Raw genomic sequence first — 16,654 nt, forward strand, 5'->3', positions numbered from 1 at the left:
GATTTCATAAATGAATTATTTAGCCCCAACAATACTACCAGGCGTAATCGTTGGCGACGAAGTAAGTGCTGTGTACGAGCATGCACGTACTAATCAATATGCGTTGCCAGCGGTAAATGTTGTTAGTACAACATCTATTAATGCGACGCTAGAAGCTGCTAAAAAGAAAAACTCGCCCATTATTATTCAGCTTTCTAATGGTGGAGCACAATTTTTTTGTGGTAAAAGCTTATCTTTACCAGAGCAACAATCAGCGGTGCTTGGGGCGGTAAGTGCTGCAAGGTATGTACATTCGGTTGCAGCACATTATGAAGTAGCAGTGATGCTTCACACTGATCACGCAGCTAAAAAGCTACTACCTTGGATTGATGGTTTGCTTGATGAAGGTGAAAGACACTTTGAACTGACTGGCAAACCATTGTTTAGCTCACATATGATTGATCTGTCAGAAGAGCCTTTAGAAGAAAATATCGAAATTTGTGAACGTTACTTAACGCGTATGGCAAAATTAGGTATGACGCTTGAAATTGAGCTTGGTTGCACGGGTGGCGAAGAAGACGGTGTTGATAACTCACACTTAGATAGTTCTGCTTTATACACTCAACCTGAAGATGTTGCATTTGCTTACGAACGCTTAAGTCGTATTAGCCCTAACTTTATAATTGCAGCCTCTTTTGGCAATGTTCATGGTGTATATAAACCGGGTAACGTTGTTCTTACGCCAACTATTTTAAAAGATTCACAAGCTTACGTATCAGAAAAATTTAATCTACCAAGTAACTCAATTAACTTTGTTTTTCATGGTGGTAGTGGTTCTGAGTACAGTAAAATTGCAGAGTCTTTAACGTATGGCGTAGTGAAGATGAATATTGATACCGATACGCAGTGGGCGTGTTGGACAGGTATTTTAGATTACTACAAAGACAAGCAAGCATACCTACAAGGGCAAATTGGTAACCCTGACGGGGATGATAAGCCAAACAAGAAATACTATGACCCTCGTGTATGGTTGCGTCATTCAGAGCAAAGTATGGTTGCAAGGCTAGAGCAATGCTTTGACGATCTAAATTGTGTAAACAGGTATAGCGCATGAAAAGATTAAATACAGTATTGAAAGAAGACGGTGTAGATACCGATCTTATTTTACTTATTCGCACAATTTTAGCGACCAGTAAAGAAATTGCTTTTCGAGTAAGCCAAGGTGAATTAGCCGGTGTTTTAGGCTCAACTTTGAATGAAAACGTTCAAGGTGAAGTGCAAAAAAAGCTTGATGTAATAGCCAATCAACTACTTAAAGATATTTTGCTAGAGGACAGCTCAGTGAGAACTGTAGCGTCAGAAGAAGAAGACCACGCAGTAGGAGCCAACCCAGAGGGAAAGTTTATAGTGGCATTTGACCCACTTGACGGCTCTTCTAACATAGATGTAAATGGCCAAATAGGCACTATTTTTACTATTTATTTAGCCCGAGGTGATGTGCCCTATGATAGCGATGAGCAATTTAACCAATTAGGTGCAAACCAAGTTTGCGCGGGCTATGTGCTTTACGGCCCCTCGTCATTACTTGTAATGAGTACTGGCGGCCCAACGCGTTGTTATACATTAGACTCAACACATGGCGGTTACTTACTAACAAACAAGCAGTTAAGTGTGCCAGAACAAAGTCGTGAATTTGCCGTTAATATGGCTAACTACCGTTATTGGGACGAACCGACACAAGTGTATTTTGATAAGTTGCTTTACACCTGTGAAAGCTTTGAAAAAAGCTCTATGCGCTGGAATGCTGCGATGGTAGGCGACGTTCATCGTATATTATGCAGAGGCGGGTTATTTTTGTATCCACAAGATAAACGCAGTGGTAACGATAACGGAAAAATAAGACTGCTTTATGAAGCAAACCCGTTAGCACTTTTAGTTGAAAACGCGGGTGGTAAAGCAACCTCTAGAGGAACGCGAATTTTAGATATTGCGCCAACTAGCTTGCACCAGCGTGTGCCTGTTGCTTTGGGTTCAAATGAGCCTGTAGAGTTTTATAATAACGCTATTTTATAAAGCATCACTTAGTATATAAATAAAGTAGGGGCAAGATAATAACCCCTATTTTTTAACAATTTATCTAACGCATTCCTAATATCCACTTCTCTTACTCAATAGGTATCAGAATCTAATTTCTTAAATACCTACTAAGTAACAGCATTAATTAATCCTTCAAACTTGGGTGTTATTAGCTCCGAGTACCTAGTTTTATTTGATTGAATTTTACTAATCATTCCTTGTTCTCAATTATTCGTATTCTTCGCTTTAAACCTATCTGACATTGCGGTAATGGTAATAAATGGCAATTGGTATGCTTATTGGTATACTTATTGGTAATATTTAAATCTAAAATTGGTTGATCATCGTGCTTCGTTTAAGTATATTAATGTTAAAGGTTACATAAAATATACATCAACATAACAAGCTAACACACTAAAATCACACAACAACAACCAGCGGAGAATTAAAATGTCGTTGAAGTCACGAGATAACAATAATTCTACAACAGGGCAGTTTGCAATGCGCCCAGTTGCAAAATGGGTAAGAACAGCGGTCATCGCAGGTATGGCAAGTTCTTGCGTATTTACAGCAAGCGCACAGGAAGATCAGGGAAAAGCGACAGAAGTTGAAGAAGACGTTGAAATAATTAGTGTTACAGGTACGCGTAGAACGATACAAGATCAAATAGCGATCAAGCGCGAGTCAACAACCGTTGTTGATGGCTTATCATCAGAAGACATTGGTGATTTACCAGCACTTTCTATCGGCGAAGCACTTGAATCAATTACAGGTGCTGCATCTCACCGTGAAAACGGTGGTGCTACAGAAATCACTATCCGTGGTCTTGGTCCATTTTTAAGTGCAACACACATTAATGGTCGTGAAGCGACTAATGGTAGTGGTGACCGCTCAGTTAACTTTTCGCAGTTTCCGTCTGAACTTGTAAAAAAAGTAGCAATTTATAAAACGCAAGATGCGTCAATGATTGAAGGCGGTGTTGCAGGTGTTATTGCACTTGAAACTATAACTCCACTTGATTTTGGCAAGCAACGTGTATCAGCTGAAGTTAAACTAAATTACAACCCAGATGAAGGTAATGTAGATAACTCACTTCAAAGTGACGCGGGTTACCGTGGCACGTTTAGTTATGTTGACCAGTTTGAATTTGATAATGGCCAAGCCATTGGTGTGTCTTTTGGTGTACAGCGCCAAGATATTAGTCAACCAGAAGCTGAATACAGAAGCTCTAGCCCATCAGGCTCTTCATTATGGGCGTGTATAAACGATCCAAATAATACCAATGAAGGTTTTTATCGTAGTAAAGCAGGCGACTGTGAAGATCAAGTAAGTGGCGAAAAATTAAAAAACCAAGGCTACCAAACCAAAATTGATTCTGAAACGGGTAAAGCCGAAAGTGATGGTACTCCGTATGCTTGGACTGGTAGTAGCCGTAGTTACCGCCAAAACGAAACATCAGATGAGCGTGATGCAATGTTTTTTGCACTGCAGTACCAGCCGTCAGCTGATTGGGATGTTAACTTTGATGCACAAATATCAGATAGAACACAAAAAGAAGCACGCCACGATTTAATCTTTTTACAAAAACGAGCAACACCTGGTGTAACCGGTCCAACACTTGTAACTAACGATGTAGGCGGTATTTTACATTGGGAAGGTGAAGAGCGCATTGAATCAGCGGGTGAGCAATTTTCTCGTGAAGAAAACTACCAAGGTTATGGCATAAATATAGAACATACAGTTACAGATAGATTAACTGTTGATTTAGATTTAGCGTACTCAAAAACAGAACGCGAAGAACTTCAAATATCTAACCGTGGTAGAACCTCAAGCCAAACTTTCTTTTCTTGGGATATGGGCGATGAAATCCCTCATTTCACATTAACAGACTTTGACGTAACAGATATTTCAAACTTTACAGATAGCCTAAGAACACGACTTGATCGTGAAAATGTTCGTGAAAACGAAGTTATTTCAGCGCGACTAGATTTTGACTATGCGCTAGATGGCAATGTTTTTACCAGTGTCCAAGGTGGTATAAGAACATCTGAAATGACCTTCCTACAGTATGGTGGTGGCCAAGGTAACGGTTCAAGAAACGAATTTACACTAGACTCTGGTACTGAAGCGCTTGACGTATTACAAGGTTGTCAAATCGATTTCCCTGAATCAGGCTTTTTATCGAGTGTATCTGATGGCGATATCGTAACAAATGTTGATAGCGACGGTAACGTTGTAGCTAGCGGTACAGGTTCATCATGGGCTACATACGACAACGTATGTTTCTCACAAGCTGTAGCTGGTTCTAACGTTGATGGTGTGTTTGCTTACCCAGAAGTTGAATATGAAAATACGGGTACAATTGATGTAACAGAAAAAACAACATCAGTGTACTTAATGGCGAATTACGATACTGAAATGTTTGGCAAATTCATTCGCGGTAACTTTGGTCTTCGTATTGTAGACACAGAAGTAACTTCGATTGGTTTTAGAAATAGCTTTGACGTAGTAACAAGCGACACAGGTGTACTTTCTCTGCGTGAGTCTGATAACGGTTCACTGGATAAAATAAAAAGCGGTGGTGACTACACTAAGTATTTACCAAGTTTTAATCTAGTTATTGATTACAGCGAAGATATTTTATTCCGTGCAGGTATATATCGTGGTATGTCGCGTGCAGATCCATCTGATTTAGGATACAGCCGTACGTTCGAAGAAGATAAAGATGGTACAGCAACTTCAATCAGCGATTTATTAGTCGGTGTAAATGGTTCTGGTAACCCAGACACTCAACCGCTTATGTCGTGGAACTATGATGCTGCGTTTGAATGGTACCCTAACGAAGATTCAATCTTAGCGTTAAGCTTATACTACAAACAGTTCAACGGCGGCTTTCAACAGCAAACAGTAATTGAAGATTTTACTGTTGGTGGTGAAACAGTTTCGTTACCAATTACTAACTCTGTTACGTCAGATGATGACAGTGAAATATTAGGTCTTGAAGCTTCATTTTCTTATCGCTGGGATAACGGCATCGGTATGAAGTTTGGTTACAACTATGCAGACACTGATTTTGAGTTCCAAGATAGCTTATACGGCGATACGTTTGAGACTGACGTAGATGGTAATACAACGCAATTAAAAGATGGTATTATTGAGTCGGCTTCAGTACCTGGTTTCTCTAAGCACGTGTTTAGCAGCCAGCTCTACTACCAAATTGGTGGATTTGATACTGCCGTTATTTACAAATATCGTAGTGGGTATTTTCAACCATATACTACAAATGGTACTCGACTTCGTTATGTTGATGGTGTAGGTGTGTGGGAAATGCGCGCATCATACAAAATCGATGAGCACTTCAGAGTTAAAGCAGAAGCAATTAATTTGTTCAGCGCACTTAAATCACAAGATTTCTTTGTTGAAGGTAACCTTGGTGAGGTGAATGACTACGGCCCACGCTTATTCTTAGGTTTAAGCTACAAGCTGTGACTGTTGTTTTAGCTTAATACCCACTAAAAAGGAGCGCATGCGCTAATGCCAGTCAGTTAAGCTGACTGGCATTTTTCTTTTTATGGGGATACTTAGATGGTTTTGGCTTAACCCATCGGGGATATCTTCTATCCTCTCGTCTAGCTGGAAGCTTAAATAAGACCAGTGTATTGAGTAAGTGCTGCCAGTGTATTGGAATGTTTCCTGGGCTCATTATAGATACTGACGAGAAATACTGAATGACAGCCATCGAACTGCTAGAGAAACTAAGCTGGTTAGGCCATATCCCTGTGACTGTCGCCGCCATCGTCATTATTCTTCGTATTAAATTATAGGCGAGTAACACGACCCATAGCTCCTGACGCACCATGTCTGGACGCTTGCTTCTTAAATGGTATGCGCTATCAAGCATGGTTTGTTTGATTTCTCTAAACCCAAGTTCTATCTCCCAACGATGACAATATAATTCAACAATTTCATTACCTGGATAACGCAATCTATCCGTCATCGAGGTTAATATACGGTAGCTTTTGCCCTTTATTGTTTTACTGATTAATCTCGCTTTAATCGTTTCAGGAACATCGGGAAAGTTTTTTTGTGCATGCTTTGTTGTTTTCAATTCAATGATATGGTCATTTTTACCCGCGCTGGAGATGATTTCATACTGTAAGTCGGGCCTTGCTGGTATCAACCAGTGCCTCATCTCCCCAGTTTGGTGCCAACGGTTTAACAGGCCTAAAGAATAATATCCTTTATCAAACATAGTCAGTGAATTATCTGGTGTACGTTCAATTAAACGCTCAGCTAATTTCATCTCGTTGGTTTTATAGTTATCAAACTCGCTACTGAGCAGTTGATGGCTGGTCAATTCCATATGACAGACCATGCGTATTTGAGGAAAGGCTGTATCACCGTATTGGTTGCTACCAGAAGAGAAGGCTTTACGATTATCAGGCGTGTCGGCTGTTCGCCACACAACACCGTCAACAGCTAATAGGTTCAAACCATTCCATGTTTCGAATGACTGTTGCTTATACATTGATTGAGCAGATTTATTGAAAACGTGTTTAACGGAATCATCACCTAACCTTTGTCTCGCCTGTACCATCGCACTTGGAGCAACGAGTTGGTTCTTGCCAGGTAACATGATATCTAGCTTATTAGCGATATTCCAAACTGATTCTTTTCGAAACAATGCCATGCCAATAACTGACCACAAAACGGCTTCAAGCGGTAATCTTCGCTTACGAACGGTTGCAATCCCTGCTTGTTGAAAGCCTTGTTCAATGATTTCAGGGTCAAGAATTTCTGATAATTTTTCAAAGGTATGGTATCGGCTGCTTTCTTCAAGTGTTGCTTGCAGTGCTTGTTCTATATTCACAAAAAAAATCCGTAGTTAGTTTCCTAACTACGGATTTTGCATGATCGTTTGGATCGGTCAACCGGTCATTTTCTTAACTGATCGGCATTAGCGCATGCGCTCCTTTTTACTTTTAATATAGTTTTATAAATTAACTACTTCTGACATCTACTTTAAGTTTTAGCTTTTGGCCAGGTTGTAAGTATTTTTGACCGGCTAAATTATTCCACTTAATAATTTCGTTAACGCTTAGATTAAACTTAGACGCAATACGTGCAAGTGAGTCACCACGGCGTACTTTGTATGTAATAGTACGGTTGGTACTTGCCGTTGCTTGTGGTTTATTAGCTGACTTATACACAGTAAGTTTTTGATTTAGGCGCAGTACAGAGTTTTTCTTTAGCTTATTCCATTTAGCCAACTCATCCATAGTTACGTCATATTCGCGGCTAATGTCCCATAACGTGTCGCCACTTTTAACTGTGTGCGAAAGCTTTGTGCGAGTTGCTTTATTAGCAGCTAAACGCATCTGCTTTGGTAAATGTTCGCTATTTATAGCGCCATCAGTAAGCGGGACCAATAATTCTTGGCCTACTTTAATCGTATTTGATTTGAGTTTATTAAGCGATCGGATTGCACTTGAGCTCGTTGTAAACTTTTTGGCAATTACTGATAAGCTGTCGCCTCGAGCCACAATATAACGTTGCCAGCGTAATCTGTTTTTAACATCAGTGTTTGCTAGTTTTTGGCTAAATTGCTCTGCTTTGTCAACGGGCAATAATAAAGAGTGTGGGCCATTAGGATCAGTTGCCCAGCGATTAAAACCAGGGTTTAATCTGTATAGCTCAGTAAGCGTCATATCAGCCATGTCAGCGGCAAGCGCTAAATCTATTTGAGAGCCTACATCAACCACTTCGACCACTTGTGCATTAATTACAGGTTGCCATGTAACGTTAAAATCATCTGAGCGCTTTAATAAATCGGCAAGTGCTAATAACTTTGGTACGTAGGCTGTTGTTTCGCTTGGTAAATCAAGAGACCAAAAATCGGTAGGTAAATGCTTTTTACGATTCTTTTTAATCGCGCGCATCAAGCGCCCTTCACCTGAATTATAGGCAGCAATCGCATTTAGCCAATCGCCTTCAAGTGTTTTATGTAAATACGATAAGTAATCAAGTGCTGCGTGAGTCGACTGCACTATGTCGCGACGACCGTCGTACCACCAGTTTTGTTTTAAATCGAATCGCTCACCGGTTGCAGGCATAAACTGCCAAATGCCCGATGCGCTGCGATTAGAATAACCAAATGGGTCAAATGCGCTTTCTACAATAGGCAGTAGTGCAATTTCGATTGGCATTTCGCGCTTTTCTACTTCTTCAACTATAAAGTGTAAGTAAGGTTCTGCACGTTTGGAAATACGATCTAAATAGGCTTGGTGGCGAGCGTAATAATTACGTTCAGTAACAACAGGGCGGTTTTGCGGTATTTCGATAGAAAGTTGGTAGCGAATTCGCTCCCACACATCATCAAACACGGGAGCTTCTTGCTCATCAGGGTCAATTTGCTGGTATTGTGCGTTTACCATCAATGCATTGTTAATGTCGTTAGGACTTGCGCCTTCGAGTTGTCGGTTTGCTTGCGTGGCAACTTTAGAGTCTGACTCTAATGTTGTCAGTGTTTGACAACCACTTAGCGCTAACGCCAAGGCTACTAATAGGGGAGATTTATTCATAAATACCAATACATCGGGTAAAAAACTCGGCGAATACTACCTGTTATGAGTTAACATTGCCACTTAATGACTTTTTAAAACGCAGAGATAGAATCATCACTATATCTTAAGTTAATGATTCTAATAAAATAAATGTTAAAGTATTAGTTTGTGCATTAAAAATTGTCTTTGAACTGTCTCAGACTAGCAAAGTTTCCCCAAGGTTCATTGTTTTTTGTAACCGAGATAAATTTCTCCGGCACTAACTCTGTAATGGTTGGCAAATCGCTACGCATAAATGGATTTATTTTTAGCTCCTGTCCAATAGAGGTAGGTAGAGAAATTTGATCATTACTGCGTAATTCATCTACTTTTTTACTGTACGCAAGGAGTTCTGGATTGCGTGGTTCAACGGCTTTGGCAAAGGCAAGATTAGCTTGCGTGTATTCGTGCGTGCAATACACAACACAGCTTGCAGGTAGCTCTCTTAGTTTATTGAAAGACTCCCACATTTGCTTTGGCGTGCCTTCAAATAAGCGCCCACATCCGCCGCTAAATAATGTATCGCCTGTAAAAGCAAGTTCATCATTTGTGTAACAAATATGATCAAGCGTGTGCCCAGGAGTTGCTAAAATAGTAAAGTTAATATTAAGCACACTGATGCTTTGTCCATCAGTGAGTGCATGAGTGACGCCTTTAAATGGACTATTTGCGGGGCCATAAACCGATATATCTGGATAGGCGTTAACTAATTCAGCTACGCCATCGGTGTGGTCGTAGTGATGATGCGTAATTAAAATGCCACCAAGCGTTAGTTTGTGCTCAGCTAAGTACGTTAATACGGGATGTGCTTGGCCTGGATCGACGACCCATGCTTGGTTACTGTTATCGGTAGTTAAACACCAAATGTAATTATCAGAAAAGGCTTTAATTGCTTTGACTTGCACCATGGTAAATTGCTCTATAAAGTGACACTTATCGCATAGTATAACGAGCTCAAAAAATGAAACCAGCCCTTAGTTTTCAAGAAGGACCCAAACCACTGTCGTGGCAGCAGTTTCCTCATGGGGATTATTTGCGTGCAGATATTGAACGCAAAATGGAGCAATGGCTGCCGCGTATGTTTGGCTATCATATGCTTAAGTTGGGTAATTTAAGTGGCGAATTAAACACAAGTATAAGTACGATTAAACATCAAGTGTGTGTTGCAGAGCCAGGACCTTACACCGGGGTAGTTGCTGACATAGATGAATTGCCATTTTACGAGCACAGTATTGATGCCTGCATACTAAGCCACTGCTTAGAGTATCATTCAGACCCACATCACATTTTACGAGAAGCACATCGCACGCTTATTCCGGGCGGTTATATACTCGTGACTGGTTTTAATCCGTTTAGTTTGTGCGGGCTTGCACAAATGCTGCCTTTTAGTGGTCAGAAATTACCATGGACAGGGCGCTTTTTTACCCCTGCAAGGGTTAAAGATTGGCTAAATTTATTGGGTTTTGAAATTGTAAGTGACGAACGTTTTATTTATTCATCACTGGCAAGAGGTAACAGGTTATCAAGATTTGAGTTTTGGCGGACTTTTGCAAAACAGTATTTAAAACCAATGGGCAGTGTTTATATGCTGGTGGCACGAAAAAGAGTTGCGCCACTTACGCCAATAAAACCTAAGTGGCATGCTAGGCCGCAATTTGCACCAGTAAAAGGGGCAGGGCTTAGACAAACGTCAAAGCAACACTTTAAATCGTGCGAGCAAAAAAATAATACCAATTGCATTAAATAAGTGAGCTATTATAGCGCTAAGAAAATAGCACATTAACAAGGCGAAAATTGTGACATATAGTTGTTCTATATGAATAATTTTTAACGCAGTTAGTGAGTTATTTAATGCGATAGAATGAACATGTTTTTAATAAAATTGGTATAACAACTAGCTTAGAATAAATTTAAGGCTGGTAGCCTACATCTTCTAGTAAATCTTTACTGCCAGCGGCATCGCGCGCTAAATCGTCAACTATTTCGTTGTATTTATTGCCGCTATGCCCTTTAACCCACTTCCAAGTTACATTGTGCTCGCTACAGGCTTTATCTAAGCGTTTCCATAAATCGACGTTTTTAACTGGCTTTTTAGCTGATGTTAACCAGCCACGTTTTTTCCAGTTAGTGATCCACGATTCAATGCCTTGCTTAACATATTGGCTATCGGTTGTTAGGTTTACTTCGCATTCTCGAGTGAGTGTTTCTAGGGCTACAATAGCCGCGAGCATTTCCATTCGGTTATTAGTTGTGAGTTTATAACCTTGGCTCATTTCTTTTTCGTGGCCGTTATAAATCATAAAAATACCATAACCGCCGGGGCCTGGATTACCTAAACATGAGCCATCGGTGTAAATCTCTACGGTTTTTTGCACTGTTTTACCTTGATCTTATGTACAATAAAGTGATTATAGAAAGATACCAGAATCAGGCTAAATTCGATATGGCACGTAGACAAATAGTTTTAGATACAGAAACCACCGGCATCGACCCTAAACAAGGGCACCGTATTATAGAAATTGGTTGTGTGGAGTTAGTAAATCGCCGTTTAACAGGCAATAATTTTCACGTTTATATAAACCCACAACGCCCAAGCGAAGAAGAAGCAATCGACGTTCACGGTATTACTAACGAGTTTTTGCGTGATAAACCACTGTTTCATCAAATTGCCCAAGAGTTTTTCGACTATATTGAAGGGGCAGAGTTGGTTATTCATAACGCACCGTTCGATGTTGGTCATATGGATAATGAATTTGCACTACTTAATCAGGGCTATCCTAAAACAGAGACTTTTTGTCAAGTTCTCGACACGCTTAAAATGGCGCGTGACTTGCATCCAGGTCAAAAGAACAATCTTGATGCATTATGTCGTCGTTACGATGTAGATAACGCAAAGCGAACACTTCACGGCGCGCTACTGGATTCTGAAATTTTAGCCGATGTTTACCTTGCCATGACGGGTGGTCAAACAAAGCTGAATTTGAATCAAAACAAAGATGACGGCAGCGAGCAACAGAAAGGCGGTATAAAGCGTTTAAATAGCGATAGAGCCCCATTAGTTGTATTGCGAGCAAGCGACGCTGAGCAAAGCGCACACGAAGCACGATTAGATCTTGTAAACAAAGAAGGCGGCCAATGTATATGGCGCGCTGAATAAGGCGATTTAATGAAAACGATGTATTTTGTAACAGCGTTATGTGCCGCTAGTTTATTTACTGGCAATGCATATGGCGTAAAACAAGTAGAAGTGCTCAAGCGCGATGGGTATCAAAATGAGATCCCTTTACTTGATAATCGTTTTCGCATAGATAGCAAAATAGATGAAATAACACTGCTGTTTTTTAGAAAATCAGCTGCACCTGCTGTTATTTTAGTGCGGCCCGATGGCAGTAAGTACTTTGCTACTGACTCAGTTAAAAACCCTAACTTAGATTGGTTTGACGAACTCAGCTACGATTTAGTTACCATAAAGAAACCTATGGCAGGTCCTTGGCAAGTAATAGGCAGTATTTTGCCTGATAGCAGAATAGTTGTATTAGGCGAAATATCTCTTGAGGCAGAGCCTCTTCCTTCAATGTTGTTTAGGGGGGAGACAATAAAAATCACCGGGAAAATACTAAACGACGGTGAGCCAATTAACACAAACCTATTTAGGGATGTTGTGAGCCTTAATGTTGACTTTGTAAGTACCAACAATGAAAACTTTGCTAACTTTGGTGCAGGCATTCAAGAAGTAGCGGAATTTAAAGACGATGGACGTGGATTTGATGAGCGCCCTAAAGATGGTGTGTTTACCGGCGAGTTTACTTTAGATTTTCCTGCGGGTGAATGGACACCAGAGCTTTACTTGGCAACACCTCTGCTGCAGCGTCGCATTGTGCAAAATACAATAGAAGTGCACGAGCCACCTTTTGTAACCGAAGTCGCGTTAGCAGAGCAAGACACAGACGAGCATCTGTTAACTATTAATATAGACCCAAGTATTGTTAAGCCAGAGACAGTCATCATCCAGGGAAAAATCTACTATCCCAATAACGAAGAGCAAATGTTTACCATAGATGCTGCAGCTAAAGACTCACGTCAGCTTAGTGTTAAAAATTATGATTGGGGTAGATATAGTGTTGAACTGTCTGTTTTTGGCACTAATATTAATGGCCGTGAATTTATGGCAACGCTGCCAACGTATAAATTTGAGATAGAACGACCCATAGAAGCGGTGCCCGAAATTGATCCTGCAACGATTATTACGCCAGATAAAATGATCGAGAGTGAGCCTGCTGAAGAAAAAATGGCCACATCGACAATTATTAGTTTAATTGCAGGCTGCAATACACTCATTTTATTACTCGGTTGGTTGTTAATTCGTATATTTGTTCAGAAAAAACCGATTAAATTTAAAGTGAAGCTGCCTTTTTTAAAGAAAAAGAAAACAAGTGAAGGTGATGTTGCCGACACTGAAAAAAATCAAGTCGGTAAAAATGGCTCAAAAAATGACAGATCAGGTGAAATTTTAAACCTTTCGATGACAGATGACTAAAAAACCTATAAAAAAACAAAAAAGCCCTTGACGAAATAGGGGTTGGTTCGTATTATTCACGCCGCTGTCAGGGAGACCTAAACAGCAACGAAAATATGGAGTGGTAGTTCAGTTGGTTAGAATACCGGCCTGTCACGCCGGGGGTCGCGGGTTCGAGTCCCGTCCACTCCGCCATTTTCGTAAAACTTGTAAGTAAAAGCTGGAGTGGTAGTTCAGTTGGTTAGAATACCGGCCTGTCACGCCGGGGGTCGCGGGTTCGAGTCCCGTCCACTCCGCCAACACTTACACAACGTATGGTTGTAAAACATATTCTTATTATGGAGTGGTAGTTCAGTTGGTTAGAATACCGGCCTGTCACGCCGGGGGTCGCGGGTTCGAGTCCCGTCCACTCCGCCATTAAGAAAAAATAACAGTTTAAATATGCGCTGGAGTGGTAGTTCAGTTGGTTAGAATACCGGCCTGTCACGCCGGGGGTCGCGGGTTCGAGTCCCGTCCACTCCGCCAACTATTTAAACAACGTTATATTACAAAGTTTGTATGCTGGAGTGGTAGTTCAGTTGGTTAGAATACCGGCCTGTCACGCCGGGGGTCGCGGGTTCGAGTCCCGTCCACTCCGCCAACAAATTAAGTAATAACAAGTATAATGATATCTCTGCGGAGTGGTAGTTCAGTTGGTTAGAATACCGGCCTGTCACGCCGGGGGTCGCGGGTTCGAGTCCCGTCCACTCCGCCATTTGATATCATGATTAAAATTAGTAAGTGCATTACCCCATGCACATACCACTGCGGAGTGGTAGTTCAGTTGGTTAGAATACCGGCCTGTCACGCCGGGGGTCGCGGGTTCGAGTCCCGTCCACTCCGCCACTTGTTATTTCCTAAATGACAAGTTTATGCTCGAAAAACACTCAAAACACTCAAAACACTCAAAACACTCAAAACACTCAAAACACTCAAAACACTCAAAACACTCAAAACACTCAAAACACTCAAAACACTCAAAACACTCAAAACACTCAAAACACTCAAAACACTCAAAACACTCAAAACACTCAAAACACTCAAAACACTCAAAACACTCAAAACACTCAAAACACTCAAAACACTCAAAAAATCAACTTTCTCCACACTCACTGATTTTGATATTGATTTGTATTACCATTTGCTTTAATTTGTTTTAATACTATAAAAATTATGGCTTTCTATGTCTGCACCACAGGCCTATCAACGTAACAAATCTGATTTTGATATTTTAGTTGTTGAAGACGATACATTACTTAATGATCAAATTACTGAATTACTAGCCAACCAAGGATACTCTGTTACACAGTGTTTTGATGGTAATCAAGCGCTTGATTTAGCGGTTGCTCAACGTTTTAGTCTTATTTTATTAGATGTTATGTTGCCGGGCAAAGATGGCTTAGCAGTGCTTAATATTTTACGTAGTTGTAATAACACCCCTGTAATAATTGTATCGGCAAAACATGCTGAAGAAGAGCGCATTTTAGGTTTATCAGCTGGTGCAGATGATTACTTAGCAAAACCGTTTAATAGCCAAGAATTATTACTACGAGTAGATTCAGTACTAAGGCGCGTTTTTAAACAAGACACAAATACCCCTTACATTGCTAATATTGATGGACTTGAAATAGATAGCCTACACCAGCAGGTTTTTCTGCATCGTGAGCTATTAGCTTTTACGCCTATTGAGTTTGCCTTGCTGCAAATTTTAATGAAAAACCAAGAACAAATACTGTTAAAACCTTTTTTATATCAAGTGGCGCTTAACAAGCGTTTCAGTCAGTACGATCGTAGTTTAGATATGCATATGAGTCGTATACGAAAAAAATTAAATAACGCCGGCTGGGATGGCAGCCGTTTACACACTGTGCATGGGCAAGGGTACTGTATTAAATGACACGACGTTTATTTTGGAAGCTGTGCTTAATTATTGGTACTGGTGTTGTTGCGATGTTTTATTTAATTAATGTCGCGGTTAATCATTTTGAAAATGATATGAGCATGCTAAGTGACTCAAGTCGAGAAGAGTTAATTAATTGGCAAAAAAAGGCTGAGGTTATATTTGATCAAGGCGATATGAGCGAACTTGAGCGTTGGGTTGATGATTTACAACAACAAGAGAGTATTTGGGCTGTAATTGCTAAAGCCAATGTGGTTGAGTTAGCTGGTAATCGCTCTCATCGTTATGAGTATACAGGGTATAACTTGGGGCGAAGTATTTATTGGAAAATCCATCTGTATTTTGAGCATGCACCCGTTATGCAATTACCCTTTAAAGATGGTGCAACTAGCCTTGTTGTGCAGTTGCCTAAAAGAATGCGCCCAGGATCACTTTGGAATTTAACACGTTTGTCGTTACAAGTTTTATTGCCAATGCTGATATTGGTGTGTTTATCGATTGTGTTATATCGCCATATTATGCATCCTATTAAAGAACTCGACTTAGCAAGTAGAGCATTTAGCAAAGGAGACTTTAGTGTCAGAGTTCGAGAGCAGCTGGGCTCACGCAATGATGAACTATCCCAGTTAGCTGAAACATTTGATTTAATGGCAGAGCGGATCAGTGATCAGATTATGCATCAACGTGTATTACTAACTGATCTGTCTCACGAGTTGAGAACACCTTTAACACGCTTAGATATAGCAACTGACAATTTACTCTCTCACAGAGAAAAGGGTGTAGAAGACACGCAAATCAAATTAGAGCGTATTCACAAAGAGTCACAGCACATCCGTAAGTTAGTGGATGACACGCTTACTTTATCCTGGTTAGATAACGAGTCACCTCAGTTGCGTATCGAATCTTTGGATTTAGTCGATTTACTCGAAATTCTCATTGAAGATGGGCGTTTTGAGTACCCAGATAAACTTATTTTTGCTGACTTACCTAATCAAGCCCATATTGAAAACAGTAATCACAGAGCATTAGGTCAAGCACTGGAGAATATACTTAGAAATGCACTACGTTACACACCCATTAATAAAAAAGTATGGATTAGCCTCATTGATTATAAACATGAATATCAAATTATTATTGCAGATCAAGGTCCAGGAGTACCTAAAGAGCATTTAAATACTATTTTTAGACCTTTTTTCCGGATTGATTCAGCTCGCTCATGCAACAGTGATAGCTTTGGTTTAGGGCTTGCTTTAGCACAAAGGCAATTACATGCGATTGCTGCGACAGTATTTGCTAAAAATGATACTGCAGGTGGTTTAGTAATGACTGTAACGGTTCCTAAAGGTGTATAAATTACATTTCATATTGTGCTTGTAAAAACTGAGCAACGCTTTCTCGTCCTGTTCACGCCCTTACTTACATATTTTTAGGCAACTAAAGTAGATTGCACCTAACGCGTCTTTGTATATGTCCTAAATGTAACAAATGTAAAGTTGCTATACTTTCAATAAAAAGAAAATGATAATTCTTCTTATTTGTAAT

The 16,654-nt window shown here is 40.2% G+C and carries 12 protein-coding genes and 7 tRNA genes; 15 read left to right on the forward strand and 4 right to left on the reverse strand.

Going from position 1 to position 16,654, the window contains the following annotated elements; translation table 11 throughout:
- Positions 1-10 precede the first annotated feature (10 nt).
- The 3 genes from fbaA to ABX891_RS07935 all read left to right on the forward strand — a co-directional run bounded on the left by fbaA (position 11) and on the right by ABX891_RS07935 (position 5,544).
- Positions 11-1,093: a class II fructose-bisphosphate aldolase gene (gene fbaA / locus ABX891_RS07925; RefSeq protein ID WP_354629242.1), complete on the forward strand. Its 1,083-nt coding sequence runs from the start codon at positions 11-13 to the stop codon at positions 1,091-1,093.
- A complete protein-coding gene (locus tag ABX891_RS07930) occupies positions 1,090-2,052 on the forward strand; it encodes a class 1 fructose-bisphosphatase (protein ID WP_354629243.1) in 963 nt (320 codons plus the stop codon). Before fbaA ends, ABX891_RS07930 begins: the two co-directional genes overlap by 4 nt.
- 453 nt (positions 2,053-2,505) lie before the next feature.
- Complete coding sequence (locus ABX891_RS07935) at positions 2,506-5,544, forward strand: TonB-dependent receptor (RefSeq protein WP_354629244.1); 3,039 nt, start codon at positions 2,506-2,508, stop codon at positions 5,542-5,544.
- A 52-nt stretch (positions 5,545-5,596) separates the two neighbouring features.
- On the opposite strand, the gene ABX891_RS07940 is transcribed toward ABX891_RS07935, so the two are convergent.
- From ABX891_RS07940 to gloB, 3 genes are all read right to left on the reverse strand, one after another.
- The gene (locus tag ABX891_RS07940; protein WP_502936043.1) at positions 5,597-6,925 is read right to left on the reverse strand and encodes an IS4 family transposase; all 1,329 of its coding nucleotides are present in this window, start codon (positions 6,923-6,925) and stop codon (positions 5,597-5,599) included.
- Between the two features lie 130 nt (positions 6,926-7,055).
- The gene (locus tag ABX891_RS07945) at positions 7,056-8,636 is read right to left on the reverse strand and encodes a LysM peptidoglycan-binding domain-containing protein (RefSeq protein ID WP_354629245.1); all 1,581 of its coding nucleotides are present in this window, start codon (positions 8,634-8,636) and stop codon (positions 7,056-7,058) included.
- A gap of 155 nt (positions 8,637-8,791) precedes the next feature.
- Positions 8,792-9,565: a hydroxyacylglutathione hydrolase gene (gene gloB / locus ABX891_RS07950; protein ID WP_354629246.1), complete on the reverse strand. Its 774-nt coding sequence runs from the start codon at positions 9,563-9,565 to the stop codon at positions 8,792-8,794.
- 53 nt (positions 9,566-9,618) lie between these two features.
- On the opposite strand from gloB, the gene ABX891_RS07955 reads away from it, so the two are divergent.
- Entirely contained in the window at positions 9,619-10,404 is a 786-nt protein-coding gene (locus ABX891_RS07955; protein ID WP_354629247.1) for a methyltransferase domain-containing protein, read from the forward strand.
- 163 nt (positions 10,405-10,567) lie between these two features.
- On the opposite strand, the gene rnhA is transcribed toward ABX891_RS07955, so the two are convergent.
- Positions 10,568-11,032 carry a ribonuclease HI gene (gene rnhA / locus ABX891_RS07960; protein ID WP_354629248.1) on the reverse strand — a complete coding sequence of 155 codons (465 nt, stop codon included), beginning with the start codon at positions 11,030-11,032 and terminating at the stop codon, positions 10,568-10,570.
- Positions 11,033-11,100: 68 nt separating this feature from the next.
- Between rnhA and dnaQ the strand changes: the two genes are divergently transcribed.
- From dnaQ to ABX891_RS08015, 11 genes are all read left to right on the forward strand, one after another.
- Positions 11,101-11,814, forward strand: a complete 714-nt coding sequence (gene dnaQ / locus ABX891_RS07965; protein ID WP_024606537.1) for a DNA polymerase III subunit epsilon — start codon at positions 11,101-11,103, stop codon at positions 11,812-11,814.
- Between the two features lie 9 nt (positions 11,815-11,823).
- The gene (locus ABX891_RS07970; protein ID WP_354629249.1) at positions 11,824-13,194 is read left to right on the forward strand and encodes a TIGR03503 family protein; all 1,371 of its coding nucleotides are present in this window, start codon (positions 11,824-11,826) and stop codon (positions 13,192-13,194) included.
- Positions 13,195-13,291: 97 nt separating this feature from the next.
- Positions 13,292-13,368: transfer RNA gene (locus ABX891_RS07975), tRNA-Asp, on the forward strand.
- Positions 13,369-13,395: 27 nt separating this feature from the next.
- Positions 13,396-13,472, forward strand: a tRNA-Asp gene (locus ABX891_RS07980).
- A 41-nt stretch (positions 13,473-13,513) separates the two neighbouring features.
- A tRNA-Asp gene (locus ABX891_RS07985) sits at positions 13,514-13,590 on the forward strand.
- Between the two features lie 31 nt (positions 13,591-13,621).
- Positions 13,622-13,698: transfer RNA gene (locus tag ABX891_RS07990), tRNA-Asp, on the forward strand.
- A 38-nt stretch (positions 13,699-13,736) separates the two neighbouring features.
- A tRNA-Asp gene (locus ABX891_RS07995) sits at positions 13,737-13,813 on the forward strand.
- 37 nt (positions 13,814-13,850) lie between these two features.
- Positions 13,851-13,927 (forward strand) — tRNA-Asp (locus tag ABX891_RS08000).
- Positions 13,928-13,981: 54 nt separating this feature from the next.
- Positions 13,982-14,058, forward strand: a tRNA-Asp gene (locus ABX891_RS08005).
- 337 nt (positions 14,059-14,395) lie between these two features.
- Positions 14,396-15,109: a response regulator transcription factor gene (locus tag ABX891_RS08010; RefSeq protein WP_354629250.1), complete on the forward strand. Its 714-nt coding sequence runs from the start codon at positions 14,396-14,398 to the stop codon at positions 15,107-15,109.
- Complete coding sequence (locus tag ABX891_RS08015) at positions 15,106-16,464, forward strand: histidine kinase sensor domain-containing protein (protein WP_354629251.1); 1,359 nt, start codon at positions 15,106-15,108, stop codon at positions 16,462-16,464. The genes ABX891_RS08010 and ABX891_RS08015 overlap by 4 nt, the downstream gene beginning before the upstream one ends.
- Positions 16,465-16,654: the final 190 nt, after the last annotated feature.

It is taken from the genome of Pseudoalteromonas sp. NCIMB 1079, from assembly GCF_040567695.1.
GTDB lineage: Bacteria > Pseudomonadota > Gammaproteobacteria > Enterobacterales > Alteromonadaceae > Pseudoalteromonas > Pseudoalteromonas distincta.